Source organism: Pseudomonas sp. LBUM1640 (assembly GCF_059716225.1).
The window spans coordinates 3,590,826-3,607,632 of the sequence record NZ_CP166816.1; the positions used below are offsets into that span (position 1 = coordinate 3,590,826).

13 protein-coding genes are annotated in these 16,807 nt (G+C 61.7%); all 13 read left to right on the top strand.

Annotated elements, in window-relative coordinates; all coding sequences use genetic code 11:
• Positions 1-105 precede the first annotated feature (105 nt).
• The 13 genes from ACA065_RS16085 to ACA065_RS16145 all read left to right on the top strand — a co-directional run bounded on the left by ACA065_RS16085 (position 106) and on the right by ACA065_RS16145 (position 16,718).
• Positions 106-1,170, top strand: a complete 1,065-nt coding sequence (locus ACA065_RS16085; protein WP_497690523.1) for an SDR family oxidoreductase — start codon at positions 106-108, stop codon at positions 1,168-1,170.
• Complete coding sequence (locus ACA065_RS16090; RefSeq protein ID WP_497690524.1) at positions 1,167-2,426, top strand: aspartate aminotransferase family protein; 1,260 nt, start codon at positions 1,167-1,169, stop codon at positions 2,424-2,426. Before ACA065_RS16085 ends, ACA065_RS16090 begins: the two co-directional genes overlap by 4 nt.
• A 16-nt stretch (positions 2,427-2,442) precedes the next feature.
• A complete protein-coding gene (locus ACA065_RS16095; RefSeq protein ID WP_497690525.1) occupies positions 2,443-2,886 on the top strand; it encodes a type II toxin-antitoxin system RatA family toxin in 444 nt (147 codons plus the stop codon).
• A 3-nt stretch (positions 2,887-2,889) separates the two neighbouring features.
• Positions 2,890-4,032, top strand: coding sequence for an acyl-CoA dehydrogenase family protein (locus ACA065_RS16100; RefSeq protein ID WP_497690526.1), 1,143 nt, complete (start codon positions 2,890-2,892; stop codon positions 4,030-4,032).
• The gene (locus ACA065_RS16105) at positions 4,029-4,856 is read left to right on the top strand and encodes an SDR family NAD(P)-dependent oxidoreductase (RefSeq protein WP_497690527.1); all 828 of its coding nucleotides are present in this window, start codon (positions 4,029-4,031) and stop codon (positions 4,854-4,856) included. Before ACA065_RS16100 ends, ACA065_RS16105 begins: the two co-directional genes overlap by 4 nt.
• A gap of 10 nt (positions 4,857-4,866) precedes the next feature.
• Positions 4,867-5,820, top strand: a complete 954-nt coding sequence (locus tag ACA065_RS16110) for a fatty acid desaturase family protein (protein WP_497690528.1) — start codon at positions 4,867-4,869, stop codon at positions 5,818-5,820.
• 59 nt (positions 5,821-5,879) lie between these two features.
• Positions 5,880-6,686: a DUF3050 domain-containing protein gene (locus ACA065_RS16115; protein WP_497690529.1), complete on the top strand. Its 807-nt coding sequence runs from the start codon at positions 5,880-5,882 to the stop codon at positions 6,684-6,686.
• Between the two features lie 27 nt (positions 6,687-6,713).
• Positions 6,714-7,781, top strand: coding sequence for an HlyD family secretion protein (locus ACA065_RS16120; RefSeq protein ID WP_497690530.1), 1,068 nt, complete (start codon positions 6,714-6,716; stop codon positions 7,779-7,781).
• The gene (locus ACA065_RS16125; RefSeq protein ID WP_497690531.1) at positions 7,778-9,295 is read left to right on the top strand and encodes a DHA2 family efflux MFS transporter permease subunit; all 1,518 of its coding nucleotides are present in this window, start codon (positions 7,778-7,780) and stop codon (positions 9,293-9,295) included. The genes ACA065_RS16120 and ACA065_RS16125 overlap by 4 nt, the downstream gene beginning before the upstream one ends.
• Positions 9,296-9,317: 22 nt before the next feature.
• Entirely contained in the window at positions 9,318-10,661 is a 1,344-nt protein-coding gene (locus ACA065_RS16130; RefSeq protein WP_497690532.1) for a TolC family outer membrane protein, read from the top strand.
• 208 nt (positions 10,662-10,869) lie between these two features.
• The gene (mexE, locus tag ACA065_RS16135; protein ID WP_497690533.1) at positions 10,870-12,111 is read left to right on the top strand and encodes a multidrug efflux RND transporter periplasmic adaptor subunit MexE; all 1,242 of its coding nucleotides are present in this window, start codon (positions 10,870-10,872) and stop codon (positions 12,109-12,111) included.
• A gap of 15 nt (positions 12,112-12,126) precedes the next feature.
• Positions 12,127-15,306, top strand: coding sequence for an efflux RND transporter permease subunit (locus tag ACA065_RS16140; RefSeq protein WP_497690534.1), 3,180 nt, complete (start codon positions 12,127-12,129; stop codon positions 15,304-15,306).
• Positions 15,303-16,718 (top strand): efflux transporter outer membrane subunit, encoded by a 1,416-nt coding sequence (locus tag ACA065_RS16145; protein ID WP_200624663.1) that lies wholly within the window; start codon positions 15,303-15,305, stop codon positions 16,716-16,718. The genes ACA065_RS16140 and ACA065_RS16145 overlap by 4 nt, the downstream gene beginning before the upstream one ends.
• The last annotated feature ends 89 nt before the right edge of the window (positions 16,719-16,807 follow it).

Genomic DNA, 16,807 nt, shown 5'->3' on the forward strand with positions numbered 1-16,807 from the left:
CGCCACCGAAAGTGAATACAAGAGTGTTCGCCAGGGGCACCCGTGCCTGCGGTTTGGCGGAGCGTAACAGTCATTCTTTCGATGAGTCCGCAGGAAGCGTCCTACATGTCAGAACAGCAAAAATTAACCGTCCTTCTCACGGGAGGCTCAGGCGTGCTCGGTGAGTCATTGATCGACTGCCTGGCGCAGGACTTTCACCTGGTCTGCCTGGCGCGCAAAAGTCGCATCCGCCACCCTCAGGTGGAAGTGCTCAAGGGCGACATCTGCCGCCCTCGACTGGGGTTGGACGCCGCCGATTATGAAGCCCTGCTCAAACGCGTCGACTGGGTGATTCACGCCGCGGCCGTCACCCGCATGGATGGCGATGTCGACCAGATTTTCTCGGTGAATTACCTCGGCACCGAAAACGTCGTGAGCTTTGTCCAGCAGGCCAAGGTGCCGCTCTACCACATCAGCACCGCCTTCACCCACCCGTGCGACTACTACGAAGGCGTGCAGGCACAAACCCCGTACGAAGTCGCCAAGCGCCAGGCCGAAACCCTGGTGCGCTCGGCCGACATTGACGTGTCGATCTTTCGCCCGTCCATCATCATCGGCGATTCAGGCACCGGGCATATGCCCAACTTCCAGGGTTTTCACATGACCATGGGCCTGATGATGTCCGGCGTACTGCCTATCGTGCCCTGCCCGCCCGCCGGCTATATCGACCTGATCGCCCGCGACGTCGCGGCACGTGCGATTGCCAATGCATTGCACCAGCGTTTGATCGGCAAGGACTACTTCCTCACCAGCGGCCCGCAGGCGTTGGATCTTACTGGCCTGCTGGATTTGATGTGCCAATCCATGCAAGCCCAGGCGCAAGCGTTCACGCGGCCACGTTGCATGGCGCCGGACATTTATGAACGGTTGATCCGCCCGGTGTTTCTGCCGGCGCTGACCGGCAATATCCAGGCCGCACTGGGCCGTGCCAATCAACTGTGTCGCTATGCCTGCCTGCGCACGCCGCTGCCCACTTCCTTGCCCGAGTTGCTTGGCGAAGCGGCGTTCAGCGCACGCGATGTCAGCCGCGAGTTGCTGCTGTCGCTCAATCACCTGGCGCCCAAGCTGGGTGCCTTGACGCGGATGCTCAAGCAGCCGGTTCCGCCCTTCGCAGAGGCATCCGTGGCATGAACCAGCGCCTTATCGAACCCACCGCCGACGCCGAGCAGATTGACCAGTATTTCCGCCAACATGTGAATTTGGGTTATGCACGCCTGGCCTCGCTGATGAACCTGCCCATCGAGCAGTCCAGCCACGGCGTCTATATCTATGACAGCCAAGGGCGCCAGTACCTGGATGCCGGCGGCTATGGCGTGTTCTTCCTCGGTCACGGCCACCCGGTCGTGGTGGAGGCCGTGACCCGGCAACTGCAGCAGAACGCGCTGGCCAGCAAATTGTTGCTCAACCCGCAACAGGCCTTGGCCGCGCACGCCCTGGCGGCACGCTGCCCCGGCAACCTGGACTATGTGTTCTTTTGCAACTCGGGTGCCGAAGCCACCGAAGCCGGCTTGAAACTCGCCCGGCTCAACGGCTGCCGTCGCACGCTGTCGACCCTCGGCGGTTTCCACGGCAAAACCCTCGGCGCGCTGGCTGTCACCGGCCGCGAAAGCTACCGCGAGCCGTTCAGTGGTCTGCTCAGTGAGAGCGCGTTCGTGCCCTTCGGCGACAGTGCCGCGCTGGAACAGCAACTGCTGGCGTCGCCGGAAAAGGCCTGCGTGATTCTCGAACCGATCCAGGCCGAAGCCGGCGTCATCCTTCCACCTCCCGGTTACCTGACGCGTGTGCGCGCCTTGTGTGACCAGTACGGCGCACTGCTGATCATCGATGAAATCCAATCCGGGCTGGGCCGTACCGGGCATTGGTGGGCGTGTGACCAGGAACAGGTGGTGCCCGACATCATGCTGGTCGGCAAGAGCCTGTCCGGTGGTTGCGTCCCCGTCAGCGCCATGGTCGCCAGCGCGGCGATCTATGCGCCGTTCAACCGCAACCCCACGGTGCACACCTCGACCTTCGGCGCCAACCCGCTGGCCATGGCGGCCGTGCAGGCCACCTTGCAAGTGATGGAGCAAGAAGACCTGGTGCAGCGTGCCCGGCTGATGGGCCAGGACCTGCACGCGCGTTTCAGCGCATTGCTGCAGCAAATGGGCCTGGCCAAGCGCGTGACATTGCGCAGCGCGGGCTTGCTGCTGGGCTTTGAATTCAGCGACGCCTCAATCGCCGCGAACATGGTCATGGCCCTGATCGAGCAGCACATCATTGTGTGCCATTCACTCAATGATCACCGGGTCGTGCGGCTGACGCCGTCGCCGCTGCTCAGCGCCCAGGACTGCAACTGGTTGATCGAGGGTTTCGCCCAGGCGCTCACCACCTCCCTCTCTCCCCTTTGATCTTTGGAGTTACCCCATGCAAGAAGTCAATGTCCAGGCGCACATCCCCCACGCCTGCGCTGATGAAGTCTTCGCCTTGATCAGCGACTTCAGCCAATACGAAACGCTGTGCGATTCGGTGCGCAATATCACCATCAACAAGGTCAGCGACCAGGTGTCGTTCACCTCGTGGGAAGTCAACTTCCACAGCGGCATTCTCAAATGGCAGGAGCGCGACACGTTCAACGCCCAAACCCGCGAAATCCACTTCGAGCAATTGGCCGGCGATGTCGATCACTTTTCCGGCACCTGGCAAGTACTGCCGGACGGCAAGGACGCAATCATCACTTTCGCTTCACGCTTTGACCTGGGCCTGCCAATGCTCGCCGACATGCTCGACCCCGTGGCCAAAACAGCCATCCGCGAAAACATTCACTCGATCATCACCGGGTTGTTTCCGGCAAGCTACTTGAAGGCCTGAGCCATGACCCTGTCCCTGTTGAACCGCTCACGCGCGGTACTCCACACCTACGCCCCAGGTTTTGACGCGCGCCTGGCGGACATTGCGTTCGCTGAACGTGAAGCACCGCAGAGCGAAGTCGTCGCCCTGTTCAAACAACACGGCCCGGTCGGGCTGCTGGTCAACCGCGCAGGCGGTGGGCTGGGCGCGGGCATCCTCGATGCGGTGCATGTGCAGATCGCCCTGGGTGCGCGCTCGCCCTCGCTGGCCGTGGCCAGCACCATGCACCAATTCTCCGTGGCGAGCCTGTTGGCACTCACCCAAAACGGCGGCGGCGCCGAAGGCCTGTTGCTGGCCGCCGTTGCACAAAACCGCTTGCTGCTGTCCTCGGGGTTCGCCGAGGGCAATTCGGGCGCCGGCATCCTCGACTCGAACATGCAGGCCGTACACACCCCGGAAGGCGTGTTGCTCAGTGGCAGTAAAAAGCCATGCTGCCTCGGCCAGTCAATGGACTTGCTCACCGCCAGCTACACCCGTCAAGGCGTGGAAGGCGAAGAATTGATGGTCGCATTGGTTCCCGCGAATGCGCCGGGCATCAGCCGGGCACCGTTCTGGCAAAACAGCGCGTTGGCCGCCGCCGAAAGCATCGAAGTGCGCCTCAACGAAGTGTTCGTGCCGCAACGCATGGTGTTTTCCGCCGGCTACAAGCACCTGTTGGGCGACGTGCAAACCGTGGGCTTCATCTGGTTCGAGCTGTTGATTTGCGCGTCCTACGTGGGTGCCTGCGCCGGCCTGATTGAAACCGTGACCGACGCTGCACGCTGGACCGCCCATCACCGTGTGGACCTGGCGGCCAACCTGCAATTGGCGATCACCGCCCTGGAAGGCGCAACGCTGGACATCGAACGCAACCCGCACGACCTGCACACCGTGCTCGCACGGCTGCTGCTGGTGCGCTACGGCATCGAACAACTGCTGACCCAGCTGTCGGACCAGGCCCACGCCATGCTCGGTGGCATGGCCTTTATCACCGGTAACCAAAGCTCCAGTTGGTTGATGGCCTGCCGGGGCCTGCAGTTTCACCCGCCAGCGAAGATCTCGATGGCGACCAACCTCGACACCTACTTGTCCCATTCATCCTTCAGCATCGCCGGAGCGCACCCATGAACCTGCTCGGAAAAATCATCGTCATCACCGGCTCTGCACGGGGCCTGGGCCACGCCGCCGCCCGCAAGCTCAAGCAGCAAGGCGCCACAGTGATCGGCCTGGACATCCTGGCGCCGCAGGAACTTGGCTTGCTCGACGGGTTTTATCAAGTCGACCTGAGTGACCGCAGGGCGCTGGCTGATGTGATTGCGGCCATCAGCACTGACTTCGGTGACATCGACATGCTGGTCAATAACGCCGGCACCCTGACCCTGGAGCGTGGCGAAACCGGCGTGACTGACGAAGTCACCCGCGCGGTGGATGTGAACCTGTTCGCGCCGTGGCAACTGGTGGCCGGGTTCCTGCCGGGGCTGCTGCGCAAGCGCGGCAAGGTGGTCAACGTGTCGTCGCTGTTTGCCTTGGTGAATGCGCCGTATGTGGCCGCGTATGCCGCCAGCAAACGCGCGCTGAGTGCTTATTCCGACGTGCTGCGCATGCAGTATCGCGGGCAGCTCGATGTGGTCACGGTGTACCCGGGGTTCATCGACACCGCGATTCATTTGCCGGCCCAGCGGGTAGGCCTGTCGGTCAAGCGGCTGGTGACTTTCATGCGGGGTGACAAGACCTTGCTGTCCCTGGAAGAAACACTCGATGCCGCTTCTGACGGGCTGGTGCGTGCCTGCCGGAAAAACGGCCTGCGTAACCGTGGGTTGACCTTCATGGGCACCCTGGCCATGTACACCGCGCGCATTGCGCCGAGTGTGGTCGACGCCTTTATCGCCTTGCGCCTGCGCACGCTGACACGCGGCGGGCACTTGGCACTCAAACCTGAACTGATCGAGTAACGCCTCGCCAATGGCCAGACAACTGTACGCCAAGCCCCAGGTCCGTCTCGACCGCGCCTTGTTCAAAGCGCACACGGGCGAGTCCTTGTTGATCATCGGTTACGCCTTGTGCCTCTACCTGCTGCCGCTCGCGCTGTTTGTGTGGGTGGTGAACACGGCGCCCAGCCTGTGGGTGGTGGTGCTGTGCTCGCCACTGTGGGTGATGGCCGGGTACGGGATGTTTTTGCAAGCGATCCTTGGGCATGAAGGCTTTCACTTCAACCTGAGCCGTAACCCGATGCACAGCTGTTACCTGGGCATCTTCACCAGTTCGATGCTGCCGGGGTTCTGCGTGACCGGTTACTTCGTCGACCACTGGCAACACCACCGTTTCAGCAACAGCGCAAACGACCCGGACTACCGGCACTTCTCGCGCTATCGCACCTTGCTGAGCCGCATCGCGCTGTCGCGCTTACTAGCGACCTCGAACTACCTGCAGGCCACCTTGCGCCTGGCGTTCGGCCCGCTGAGCAACCCTTCGCCGCTGCCCTTGAGCGCGGCGCAGGTGCAACGCTTGGCGCGCTGCAATATCGCCTGTCAGGTGGGCTGGCTCGGTGTGTACGCGGTTGCCTTGTGGCAGATCGACGGGCTGCTGCTGGGGTTTTGCCTGAGCTTGGCAGTGGCGTTTCTGGTGTCGGCCTTCAATGCCTATCAGGAACATGCCTTCAGCACCGACGATGAACAGCCGCCCGCGCGTTCGCGCACGGCGCGCCTGTGTACCTGGATGCATGCCGGCGCGAACTTTCACCTGGAGCATCATTTTTACCCCGCCGTGCCGTGCTGGCGCCTGCCCAAGGTGCACCGGCAACTGCTCGACGCGGGCTGGTACGCCGACCGCCAGCACCTGCTGGAAAAAAACTTCGTCGCGTCCTTCAAGTACGCCACCCGCCGCCACCCTTACCGTGCAGACACGGTGAACGACTAAACACACAACCACAATTCCCCATGGATTTCCCGCCTGAACCTCAGGCTGCAGGAGCATGTATGCCGTTTGATATTGATAGCCACATTGAAGCCGAACGCGCGCAATTATTCGGCCACCCGCTGTTTGCCAACATCCGTACCGTTGAAGACGTGCGCAGCTTGATGGAGTTCCACGTGTTCGCCGTGTGGGACTTTATGACCTTGCTCAAGCGCATCCAGCGCGACCTCACCTGCGTGGAGTTGCCGTGGGTGCCGCCGATGCACATTACCGCTGCGCGTTTGATCAATGAAATCGTGGTGGGTGAAGAAACCGACGAACACCCAGGCGGCGGTTTTATCAGCCACCTGGACCTGTACCTCACGGCCATGGACGAAATCGGTGCCGACAGTTCGGTGTTCCGCCGTTTCCTTGCCGCGATCCAAGCCAAGGTGCCGCTGGCCAAGGCGCTCAACGACCGCGACATTCCGTTGGCGGCGAAAGTGTTCATGTGCCAGACCCTCGATGTCGCGCAACACGGCTCTACCGAAGCGGTGTTGGCGTACTTCTTCTTTGGCCGCGAAGACATCATCCCCGACATGTTCGGGCGCCTGCTGACGCAGTGGTCGGTGAGTGAGCACGAGGTGCCGATGCTCACGTATTACCTCAAGCGCCACATTGAGATGGACGGCGACGACCACGGCCCGGCGGCCAAACGCATCATCGCTGAAATCGTCACCACGCCCGAGCAACACCAACACATGATCGACAGCGCCAAGACCGCGATCAATTCACGGATCGACCTGTGGGACGGCGTGCACCACTTCCTCCAGGAGAAAGCGCAACACACCACGCAACGCCCCGTGCGCCGGGTTGCACACAGTTTCTGAGCCGCGCATGAACACAGGGAGCAAGACATGACCAAAGGCAAGCTAATCAAACTCACACTGTGCACTGTCGTGGTCGGGGGTTTGCTGCTGCTCGGCTGGCAGCGCTGGCAGTATTCCAGCGCCTACGTCAGCACCGACAACGCGGAGCTCGATGGGGTGATTATTCCGGTGCGGGCCAAGCTGTCAGGCGTGGTGATGAGCGTGCCGGTGATGGATAACGTCACCGTGGAAAGCGGTGACCTGCTGTTTCAGATACGCGACAGCGAATACCAATACCAGGTAGAGCAGCGTGAAGCGCAATGGCAAGCCCTGCTCGCCGCCGCCGGGCGCAGCGGCAGCCCGGGTGCGCTGGACAGCCAGATCCTCGGCGCCGTCGCCATGCGCCAGGCCGCGCAGGCAGCCTTGGCACAGTCAAGCGCCAACCTTGAGCAGGCGCGCAATGACTACCAGCGTGCCCGTCGCCTGGGTGCCCAGGGCGTATTGAGCACCCAGGACCTGGAACTGGCCAAGGCGCGTTTCGACGCGCTGAGCCACGCCCAGGAAGCCGCGCGCAGCAATGCCCAGGCCGCGGCGCAAAGCACCTTGGCCAACAAAGCCGAACTCAAGGTGCAGGACTACCGCATCGCGGCGGCGCAAGCCGAGCTGGAGCAGGCCAGGATCAAGCTGCACGACGCCCGCCAAACCGCACCGGTGCGCAGCATCGTGTCGAAAAAAGAGGTGGAACCCGGCCAGTTCGTGGTTGCCGGCCAGAAGCTCTTGAGCCTGATCGCCACCGACCCGCTGTGGATCACCGCCAACTTCAAGGAAACCCAAGTCGGCCGCGTGCGTGTCGGCCAGCACGCCAAGGTCACCGTGGATGCGTTTCCCGGCCACGCCTTTGACGGTGTGGTCGAAAGCCTGGCACCGGCCACCGGGGCGAAGTTCTCGCTGTTGCCGCAGGAGAATGCCACGGGCAACTTCACCAAGGTGGTGCAGCGCGTTCAGGTGCGGATTGCCCTCACCGACGTGCCGGATGACTACAAGGCCTTGCTGAGCCCCGGCATGAGCGCCTTCGTCGAAGTCGCCACGCAACACACCGGCAGCCAGACGCTATGAAGTCGCCGTACCTGATTGCGTTCACGGTGACGCTGGTCTCGATGATGGAGTTGCTCGATGTCACCATCGTCAACGTGGCCATTCCCAGCCTGATGGGCACCTACGGGGCGTCGGTCGATGAAATCTCGTGGGTCTCCACCGGCTACGTGGTGGCCAACGTGGTGATCCTGCCGGTCAGCGGCTGGCTGTCCGCCTGGTTTGGGCGGCGCCGGTACTACTTGGTCTCCACCGCCGTGTTTGTGCTGGCGTCAGTGGGCTGCGCGTTTTCCGCCGAGCTGTGGCAACTGGTGGCTTTCCGCGTGCTGCAAGGCTTGGCGGGTGGTGGGTTGCTGGGGATTTCCCAGGCGATCATTTACGACGTGTTCCCCAAGGAAAAGGTCAGCAGCGGCATGGCGCTGTACGGTGTCGGCGTGATGATGGGGCCGACCCTGGGCCCGACCGTCGGGGGTTACCTGATCGATACCTTGTCGTGGCACTGGATCTTCTTGATCAACGTGCCCATCGGTGCCGTGGCGCTGTTGCTGTGCTGGTTGTGCATCGGCGATTCGGCCAATGAGCAAAAACCCAGCAGTGTCGATTACAGCGGCTTCTGCCTGCTGGCCCTGGGGGTTGGCAGCCTGCAGATCCTGCTGGAGCGTGGCGAGCATTGGGACTGGATGGAATCCAACTGGACAGTGGCCTGCCTGTTGCTCAGCAGCTTCAGCCTGGTGGGGTTTTTCTGGTGGGAACGACGCGTGGCCAACCCGATCGTCAACGTCGCGTTGTTTCAGAACCGCGAGTTTTTGATGGGCTGTATCTGCGCGTTTTGCGTGGGCTTCGGGCTGTACAGCACGTTATTTATGGTGCCGTTGTTCTTGCAGACATTGTTGGCGCAAAGCGCGTACCAGAGCGGGCTGGTGATTTTCCCCGGCGCAGTGGCCAGCGCCATCAGCACCTTGGTGATCGGCAAGCTGTCCCAGGAAAACAAGATCGACGAACGCGTGTTCGTGACCTTGGGCATCGTCATGTACTGCTACGCGATGTTCCTGCACACCCAGTTCACCCTCGACAGCAACCCGGACACGCTGTATTGGCCGCTGGTGATTCGCGGCCTGGGCCTGGGCATGATCTTCGTGCCGCTGACCAACCTGGCCATGCGTCGGCTGCCGTTGACGTTGATCTCCGGCGCCTCGGGCGTGCTGAACCTGATGCGCCAGCTCGGCGGCAGCGTCGGCATCGCCATCGCCGCCACGTTGCTCACGCGGTTCTCGTGGGAGCGCTATCGCCTGCTCTCCGAACACGTGACCGAGTCCAGCCTGATCGCCAATGGCTGGGGCGGCTTGGAATCCAACCCGTTGTTCCTTTCCCTGGGCCTTGCCAGCCATCAACAAGCCTTGGCCTTGATGCCTTACCTGCAAGCGCGTGAACAAGCGCAAATGCTGGCCTTCAGCATGCTGTTCGGCACGTTGGGCGCCGTCATGGCCATCGGCATTCCCATGGTGCTGATGATGCGCAGAAGCACCCTCAGCCGATAATTTTTTTGTGGAGCACCTACCCTTGCGTATTCCAGGGCTGCATCTAAAACACCTCACCCTGCTCACCTCCCTGTGCGGGCTCGCCCTTGCCTGCTGCCCGGCACACGCGTCGGCAGAAGACTTGTACCAGCTGTATCAAAAAGCACTGAGCCACGACATGAAGTTCGCCGCCGCCCAGGCCCAGCAGTTGGCCACGGCGGAAAAAGAACCGCAAAGCCGCGCCAACCTGCTGCCGGACCTGTCCGTCACCGGCGGCGCCGCCTGGGTGGACGCCGAGGACTCGTCGGATTACCACCGCAACCGCAACAACACCAATGCCTACGCCGTGGTGCTCACCCAACCGCTGCTGCGCTGGCAGAATGTGATCGCCCACGACCAAAGCAAACTGCTGATCAGCGCCAGCGAGGTGCAGACCGAACAGGCGCGCCAGGACCTGATGCTGCGTGTGGCCCGCGCCTATTTTGATGTGTTGCTCAACCAGGAACTGTTGAATACCCGTACGCAACAACTGCAAACGCTGCTGGAGAGCCAGGACCGCAGCCGGCGCTTGCTGGCCGACGGCGCCACCACCGCCAACGCGCTTGAACAGGTGCAGGCCAAATACGACCAGGCCTTCGCCGAACAGATTGCCGCACGCGGCGCGCTGGATATCGCCACCGAAACCCTCACCCAATTGACCGCCGCCCAGGCGCGCCCATGGTCGGGCAAGGAGCCGCAGTTCAGCGCCCCGGTGCCCGCCGCCATCGGCGATTGGGCGAACACCGCGCAGCAAGGCAACCTTGCCGTGCAGCGCGCGCAGATCGCCCAGCGCCTGGCCGAAATGGACATCGACAAGGAACAGGCCGGCCACTTGCCGACCCTCGACTTGATCGCCGCCCACGGCCGCTTTGCCTCGGTGGGCGGTGAGGTGTACGACGTCACCTTGCCGGAAAACCGCTATAACCAGACCGTGGTCGGGGTCAAATTGAGCGTGCCGTTGTATGGCGGTGGCCGCACCAGCAGCCGTGTGCGCGAAGCCCACGCGCTGCAGAGCAAGGCCCTGGATGAGCTCGAAGACGCACGCCGCAGCGCCGGGCTGATGGCACGCCAGGCGTACCTGCAAGTCACCAGCGGCATGAGCCAATACCAGGCGCTCAAGCAGGCGCTCAAATCCAGCCAGGTTAACCTTGCGTCCGTGACGCATGGCTTTGAAGCGGGGTCACGCATTAATACCGATGTGTTGGATGCCCAGCAGAAAGTCACCGATACTCAGCAGCGTTTGGCGCAGCAGCGTTATGCGATCCTGTTGGCGCAACTGAACCTGCTGGCATCCACGGGCAACCTCAACGACGTGCGCTTGCGCGAAGTCAGCCGCCTGCTGGACTAAAAAATAGCGCGGGTGTTCCTTGCAGCCCGCGCAACAGTCTTTTGTCATCACTCCCATTGATAGCTTCCTAACGAAAGCCGCATGCTAGAGGGCTAATCTGGCGCTTATATCATTCCGAATGATAGTTACCTTTGTTTCATTCGATTCGTGACATAGCACATCGCCGCGCATGATCCGCCCATCTCAAATACATTGGCGGATGCACCTCATGGAACAGTCACTCAAACATTTGCGCTTCCCCCTGGCGATTTTGGCCGTGGTGGTGATGAGCGCGTGCGGCAAGAGCCCGGAACAAGCGGCCGCCATGCCCCCTGCGAAAATCAGTGTGGCCAAGGTGCTCGAACAACCGGTCAACGAGTGGGATGAATTCACCGGTCGCCTGGAAGCCCCGGAAACCGTGCAGATTCGCCCACGCGTGTCTGGCCAGATCGACCAAGTGGCCTTCACCGAAGGCGCCTTGGTAAAGAAAGGCGATTTACTGTTCCAGATCGACCCGCGTCCGTTCCAGGCTGAAGTACGCCGCCTCGAAGCCCAGCTGGCCCAAACCAAAGCCGCCGCCACCCGCAGCGATAACGAAGCGCAACGTGGCGACCGCCTGCGTCAGAGCAATGCAATTTCCGCCGAACTGGCCGACTCGCGCACCACCGCCGCCCAGGAAGCCCGCGCCGCCGTCGCCGGGATTCAGGCGCAGTTGGACCTGGCCAAGCTGAACCTGAGTTTCACCCGCGTGACCTCGCCGATCAGTGGCCGCGTCAGCCGTGCCGAAATCACCGCCGGCAACCTGGTGACCGCCGACGTCACCGCGCTGACCAGCGTGGTGTCCACCGACAAGGTTTACGCCTATTTCGACGCTGACGAGCGCGTGTACCTCAAGTACACCCAACTGGCGCGCGAAGGCCGTCGTGGCGCGACCACCCCGGTGTACCTGGGCCTGTCCAACGAAACCGGCAACCCGCACCTGGGCCAGATGAACTTCGTCGACAACCAGGTCAACCCGGCCACCGGCACCATCCGGGGTCGCGCGGTGTTCGATAACAGCAAGGGTGAATACACGCCTGGCCTGTATGCGCGCTTGAAGCTGGTCGGCAGCGGCACCTACTCCGCCGTGCTGATCAACGACGAAGCCGTCGGCACTGACCTTGGCAAGAAGTTCGTGCTGGTGATGGACGGCGACAAGCCGGCCTATCGCTCGGTGGAGCTTGGGCCAAAGATTGAAGGCTTGCGCATCGTGCGCAGCGGTTTGAACAAGGAAGACACCATCGTCGTGAAGGGCCTGCAGCGCATTCGCCCGGGGTCGCCGGTTGCGCCGGAAACCATCCCGATGGCCAGCAAGGAAACCCTCGCCGCCTTGGCACAACAACGACAAGCGCTTGAAGCCAGCAACCTGGAACAAGTGGCGCCGGATAAAGCTGCGCCAAAAGTTGCCAGCGTCGCGACTCCACGCGGTTAAGGGATACAACTCAAGATGAATTTTTCCAAGTTCTTCATTTCGCGGCCGATCTTCGCAGCGGTGCTGTCGCTGTTGATCCTGATCGCCGGTGCGATCTCGCTGTTCCAACTGCCGATCAGCGAATACCCGGAAGTGGTGCCACCGACGGTAGTGGTACGCGCCAACTTCCCGGGCGCCAACCCTAAAGTCATCGGTGAAACCGTGGCAGCGCCGCTCGAGCAAGCCATCACCGGCGTCGAGAACATGCTGTACATGTCCTCGCAGTCGACCGCCGACGGCAAGCTGACCCTGACCATCACCTTCGCCCTGGGCACTGACCTGGACAACGCGCAGGTGCAAGTGCAAAACCGTGTGACGCGCACTCAGCCGAAACTGCCTGAGGAAGTGACCCGCATCGGTATCACCGTGGACAAGGCCTCCCCCGACCTGACCATGGTGGTGCACTTGACCTCCCCGGATCAGCGTTACGACATGCTTTACCTGTCCAACTACGCCTTGCTCAACGTGAAGGATGAGCTGGCCAGGCTGGGCGGTGTGGGTGACGTGCAACTGTTCGGCATGGGCGACTACTCCCTGCGTGTATGGCTGGACCCGAACAAGACCGCTTCGCGCAACTTGACCGCGACCGATGTGGTCAACGCAATCCGTGAGCAGAACCGTCAAGTGGCCGCCGGTGCCTTGGGTGCGCAACCTGCACCGACTGCCACCAGCTTCCAGTTGTCGGTGAACACGCAGGGCCGTCTGGTCACTGAAGAAGAGTTCGAGAACATCATTATTCGCGCAGGCGACAATGGTGAAATCACGCGCCTGAAGGACATCGCACGGGTTGAGCTGGGTTCCAGCCAATACGCCCTGCGCTCGTTGCTCAACAACCAGCCGGCCGTGGCGATTCCGATCTTCCAGCGCCCAGGCTCCAACGCCATCGAGATTTCCAACGAAGTACGCGGCAAGATGGAGGAGCTGAAAAAGAGCTTCCCGCAAGGCATGGACTACAGCATCGTCTATGACCCGACTATCTTCGTACGTGGCTCTATCGAAGCGGTGGTTCACACCCTGTTCGAAGCCCTGATCCTCGTGGTGCTGGTGGTGATCCTGTTCCTGCAAACCTGGCGCGCCTCGATCATTCCGTTGGTGGCGGTGCCGGTATCGTTGATCGGTACGTTTGCGGTGATGCACCTGTTTGGCTTCTCACTTAACGCCTTGTCGCTGTTCGGTTTGGTACTGGCCATCGGTATCGTGGTGGACGACGCCATCGTGGTGGTGGAGAACGTCGAACGGAACATTGAGTTGGGATTGGAACCGTTCCCGGCCACTGAAAAGGCCATGAGCGAGGTGACCGGCCCGATCATCGCCACCGCGTTGGTGCTGTGTGCGGTGTTCATTCCAGCGGCGTTTATCAGTGGCTTGACCGGGCAGTTCTATAAGCAGTTTGCCTTGACCATCGCGATTTCCACGGTGATCTCGGCCTTCAACTCGCTGACCTTGTCCCCTGCCCTGGCCGCCGTGTTGCTGCGAAGCCATGACGCGCCGAAGGATCGCTTCTCCAAGGTGCTCGACAAGCTGTTGGGTGGCTGGTTGTTCCGTCCGTTCAACCGCTTCTTCGAAAAAGCCAGCCATGGTTATGTCGGCACCGTACGCCGGGTGATTCGCGGCAGTGGTATCGCCCTGTTCCTGTACGCCGGGCTGATGGTCCTGACCTGGCTGGGCTTTGCCCACACGCCGACCGGCTTCGTACCGGCCCAGGACAAGCAGTACCTGGTGGCCTTTGCGCAACTGCCGGACGCCGCGAGCCTGGACCGCACCGAAGACGTGATCAAGCGCATGTCCGACATCGCGCTCAAGCAACCGGGCGTGGAAAGCGCGGTAGCGTTCCCGGGCCTGTCGATCAACGGTTTCACCAACAGCCCGAACAGCGGCATCGTGTTCGTGACCTTGAAACCGTTCGACGAGCGCAAAGACCCAAGCATGTCCGCCGGGGCGATTGCCGGTGCGTTGAACGGCAAATACAGCAGCATCGAAGAAGCCTACATGGCGATCTTCCCACCGCCGCCAGTACAGGGCCTTGGGACAATTGGCGGGTTCCGCCTGCAGATCGAAGACCGTGGCAACCTGGGGTATGACGAGCTGTACAAAGAAGTGCAGAACATCATCACCAAGAGCCGCACCACGCCTGAATTGTTCGGCCTGTTTACCAGCTACACGGTCAACGTGCCGCAAGTCGATGCTGCCATCGACCGTGAAAAGGCCAAGACCCACGGCGTGGCCGTCAGCGACATCTTCGACACCCTGCAGATCTACCTGGGCTCGCTGTATGCCAACGACTTCAACCGCTTCGGCCGTACTTACCAGGTCAACGTGCAGGCTGAGCAACAGTTCCGCCAGGATGAAGACCAGATCGGCCAGCTGAAAGTGCGTAACAACAAAGGCGAGATGATCCCGCTGGCGACCTTTATCAAGGTCAGCGACACCTCGGGCCCCGACCGCGTGATGCACTACAACGGCTTTATCACTGCGGAAATCAACGGCAACGCCGCACCGGGCTACAGCTCCGGCCAGGCTCAGGCGGCGATTGAAAAACTGTTGAAAGAGGAACTGCCCAACGGCATGACCTACGAGTGGACCGACCTGACTTATCAGCAAATCCTCTCGGGCAACACCGCGCTGTTCGTGTTCCCGCTCTGCGTACTGCTGGCGTTCCTGGTACTGGCCGCCCAATACGAAAGCTGGAGCCTGCCACTGGCGGTGATCCTGATCGTACCGATGACGCTGCTGTCGGCCATTACCGGGGTGATCATCTCGGGCGGCGACAACAACATCTTCACCCAGATTGGCTTGATCGTACTGGTGGGCCTGGCGTGTAAAAACGCGATTCTGATCGTCGAGTTCGCCAAGGATAAACAGCAGGAAGGCCTCGACCCGCTTGCCGCGGTACTGGAAGCCTGCCGCCTGCGTCTGCGGCCGATCCTGATGACCTCGTTCGCCTTCATCATGGGCGTGGTGCCACTGGTGTTGTCCAGCGGCGCCGGTGCCGAGATGCGGCATGCCATGGGCGTGGCGGTGTTCTCCGGGATGATCGGCGTGACCTTCTTCGGTCTGTTGCTGACGCCAGTGTTCTACGTACTGATCCGTCGCTATGTGGAGCGCGGCGAAGCGCGCAAAGCGGCCAAGGCCTTGAAGCTGGAGACACAGCAATGAGTGTGAAAGTCTTTCTGCCGAGCTTGCTGGTATTGGCGCTGAGCGCCTGTGCCGTGGGCCCGGACTACAAAACCGAGAAATTGGAGGCGGCCAATATCACAGCCGCCGCCGACACCAAGAGTTATGACCATGCCAAGTACGAAGGCATTTGGTGGCAGCAGTTCGACGACCCGACCCTCGACCAACTGGTAACCCAGTCGTTGAACGGTAACCGTGACCTGCGCGTAGCCTTTGCTCGTTTGCGAGCGGCCCGTGCCATTCGCGATGACGCGGCAAACGACATCATGCCGGTGGTGACCAGCCGTGCCAGCAGCGACGTGGGCAAAGGCCAGATCCCTGGCCAGACCACCAAGCGCGTCAACAGCGAGCGTTACGACCTGGGCCTGGACATGGCCTGGGAAGTGGATTTGTTCGGGCGCATTCGCCGCAACCTGGAAGCCAGCGACGCTGACCAACAGGTCGCCGAAGCCGACCTGTACCAACTGCAAGTCACCATGATTGCTGAACTGGTGGACGCTTATGGTCAACTGCGCGGCGCTCAGTTGCGTGAACGCATCGCCCTGGACAACCTGAAGAACCAGCAGGAATCGCGCACCATCACCGTGAGCCTGCGGGATGCCGGCGTCGGTGATCAGCTCGATGTGGAGCGCGCCGATGCGCGCCTGGCCGCCGTTGAAGCCAGCGTGCCGCAACTGCAGGCTGAGCAAGTGCGCGAGCGTAACCGCATCGCCACCCTCCTCGGCCAGCGCCCCGACAAGCTGACCGTGGACCTGAGCCCCAAAGACCTGCCGGCGATTGCCAAGGCGTTGCCGATTGGCGACCCGGGGCAACTGCTGCAACGTCGCCCGGACATCCTCAGCGCCGAACGCAAACTGGCTGCCGCCACCGCGCGTATCGGCGTGGCCAAGGCCGATCTGTTCCCACGGGTCAGCCTCAGCGGTTTCCTCGGCTTTACCGCCGGGCGTGGTTCGCAGATCGGTTCGGCCGCAGCGAATGCCTGGTCCCTGGGCCCGAGTATTACCTGGGCGGCGTTTGACCTGGGCAGCGTGCGTGCGCGCTTGCGTGGGGCGAATGCCGAGGCCGATGGCGCCCTGGCAACCTATGAGCAACAAGTGTTGCTGGCGCTGGAAGAATCGGAAAATGCTTTCAGTGATTACGGCAAACGCCAGCAGCGTCTGGTCTCGCTGATCCGTCAAAGTGAGTCGAGTCGTGCCGCTGCCGACCTAGCGGCGATCCGTTATCGCGAAGGCACTGTGGATTTCCTGGTGCTGCTCGACGCACAACGTGAACGTTTGGCCGCTGAAGACTCCCAGGCCCAGGCCGAAGTGGACTTGTATCGTGGGATTGTCGCGATCTACAAAGCCCTCGGTGGCGGCTGGCAGCCGGACACGGTTGTCGCCAGCAGCAAGTGATGTAAAGAGCTCCTTTGGTTGGTCGCATCCAGCCAATTTTTAGCCCCGCGCCCCATTCGGTCGCGGGGCTTTTTTTTGAGCGTTCAGTA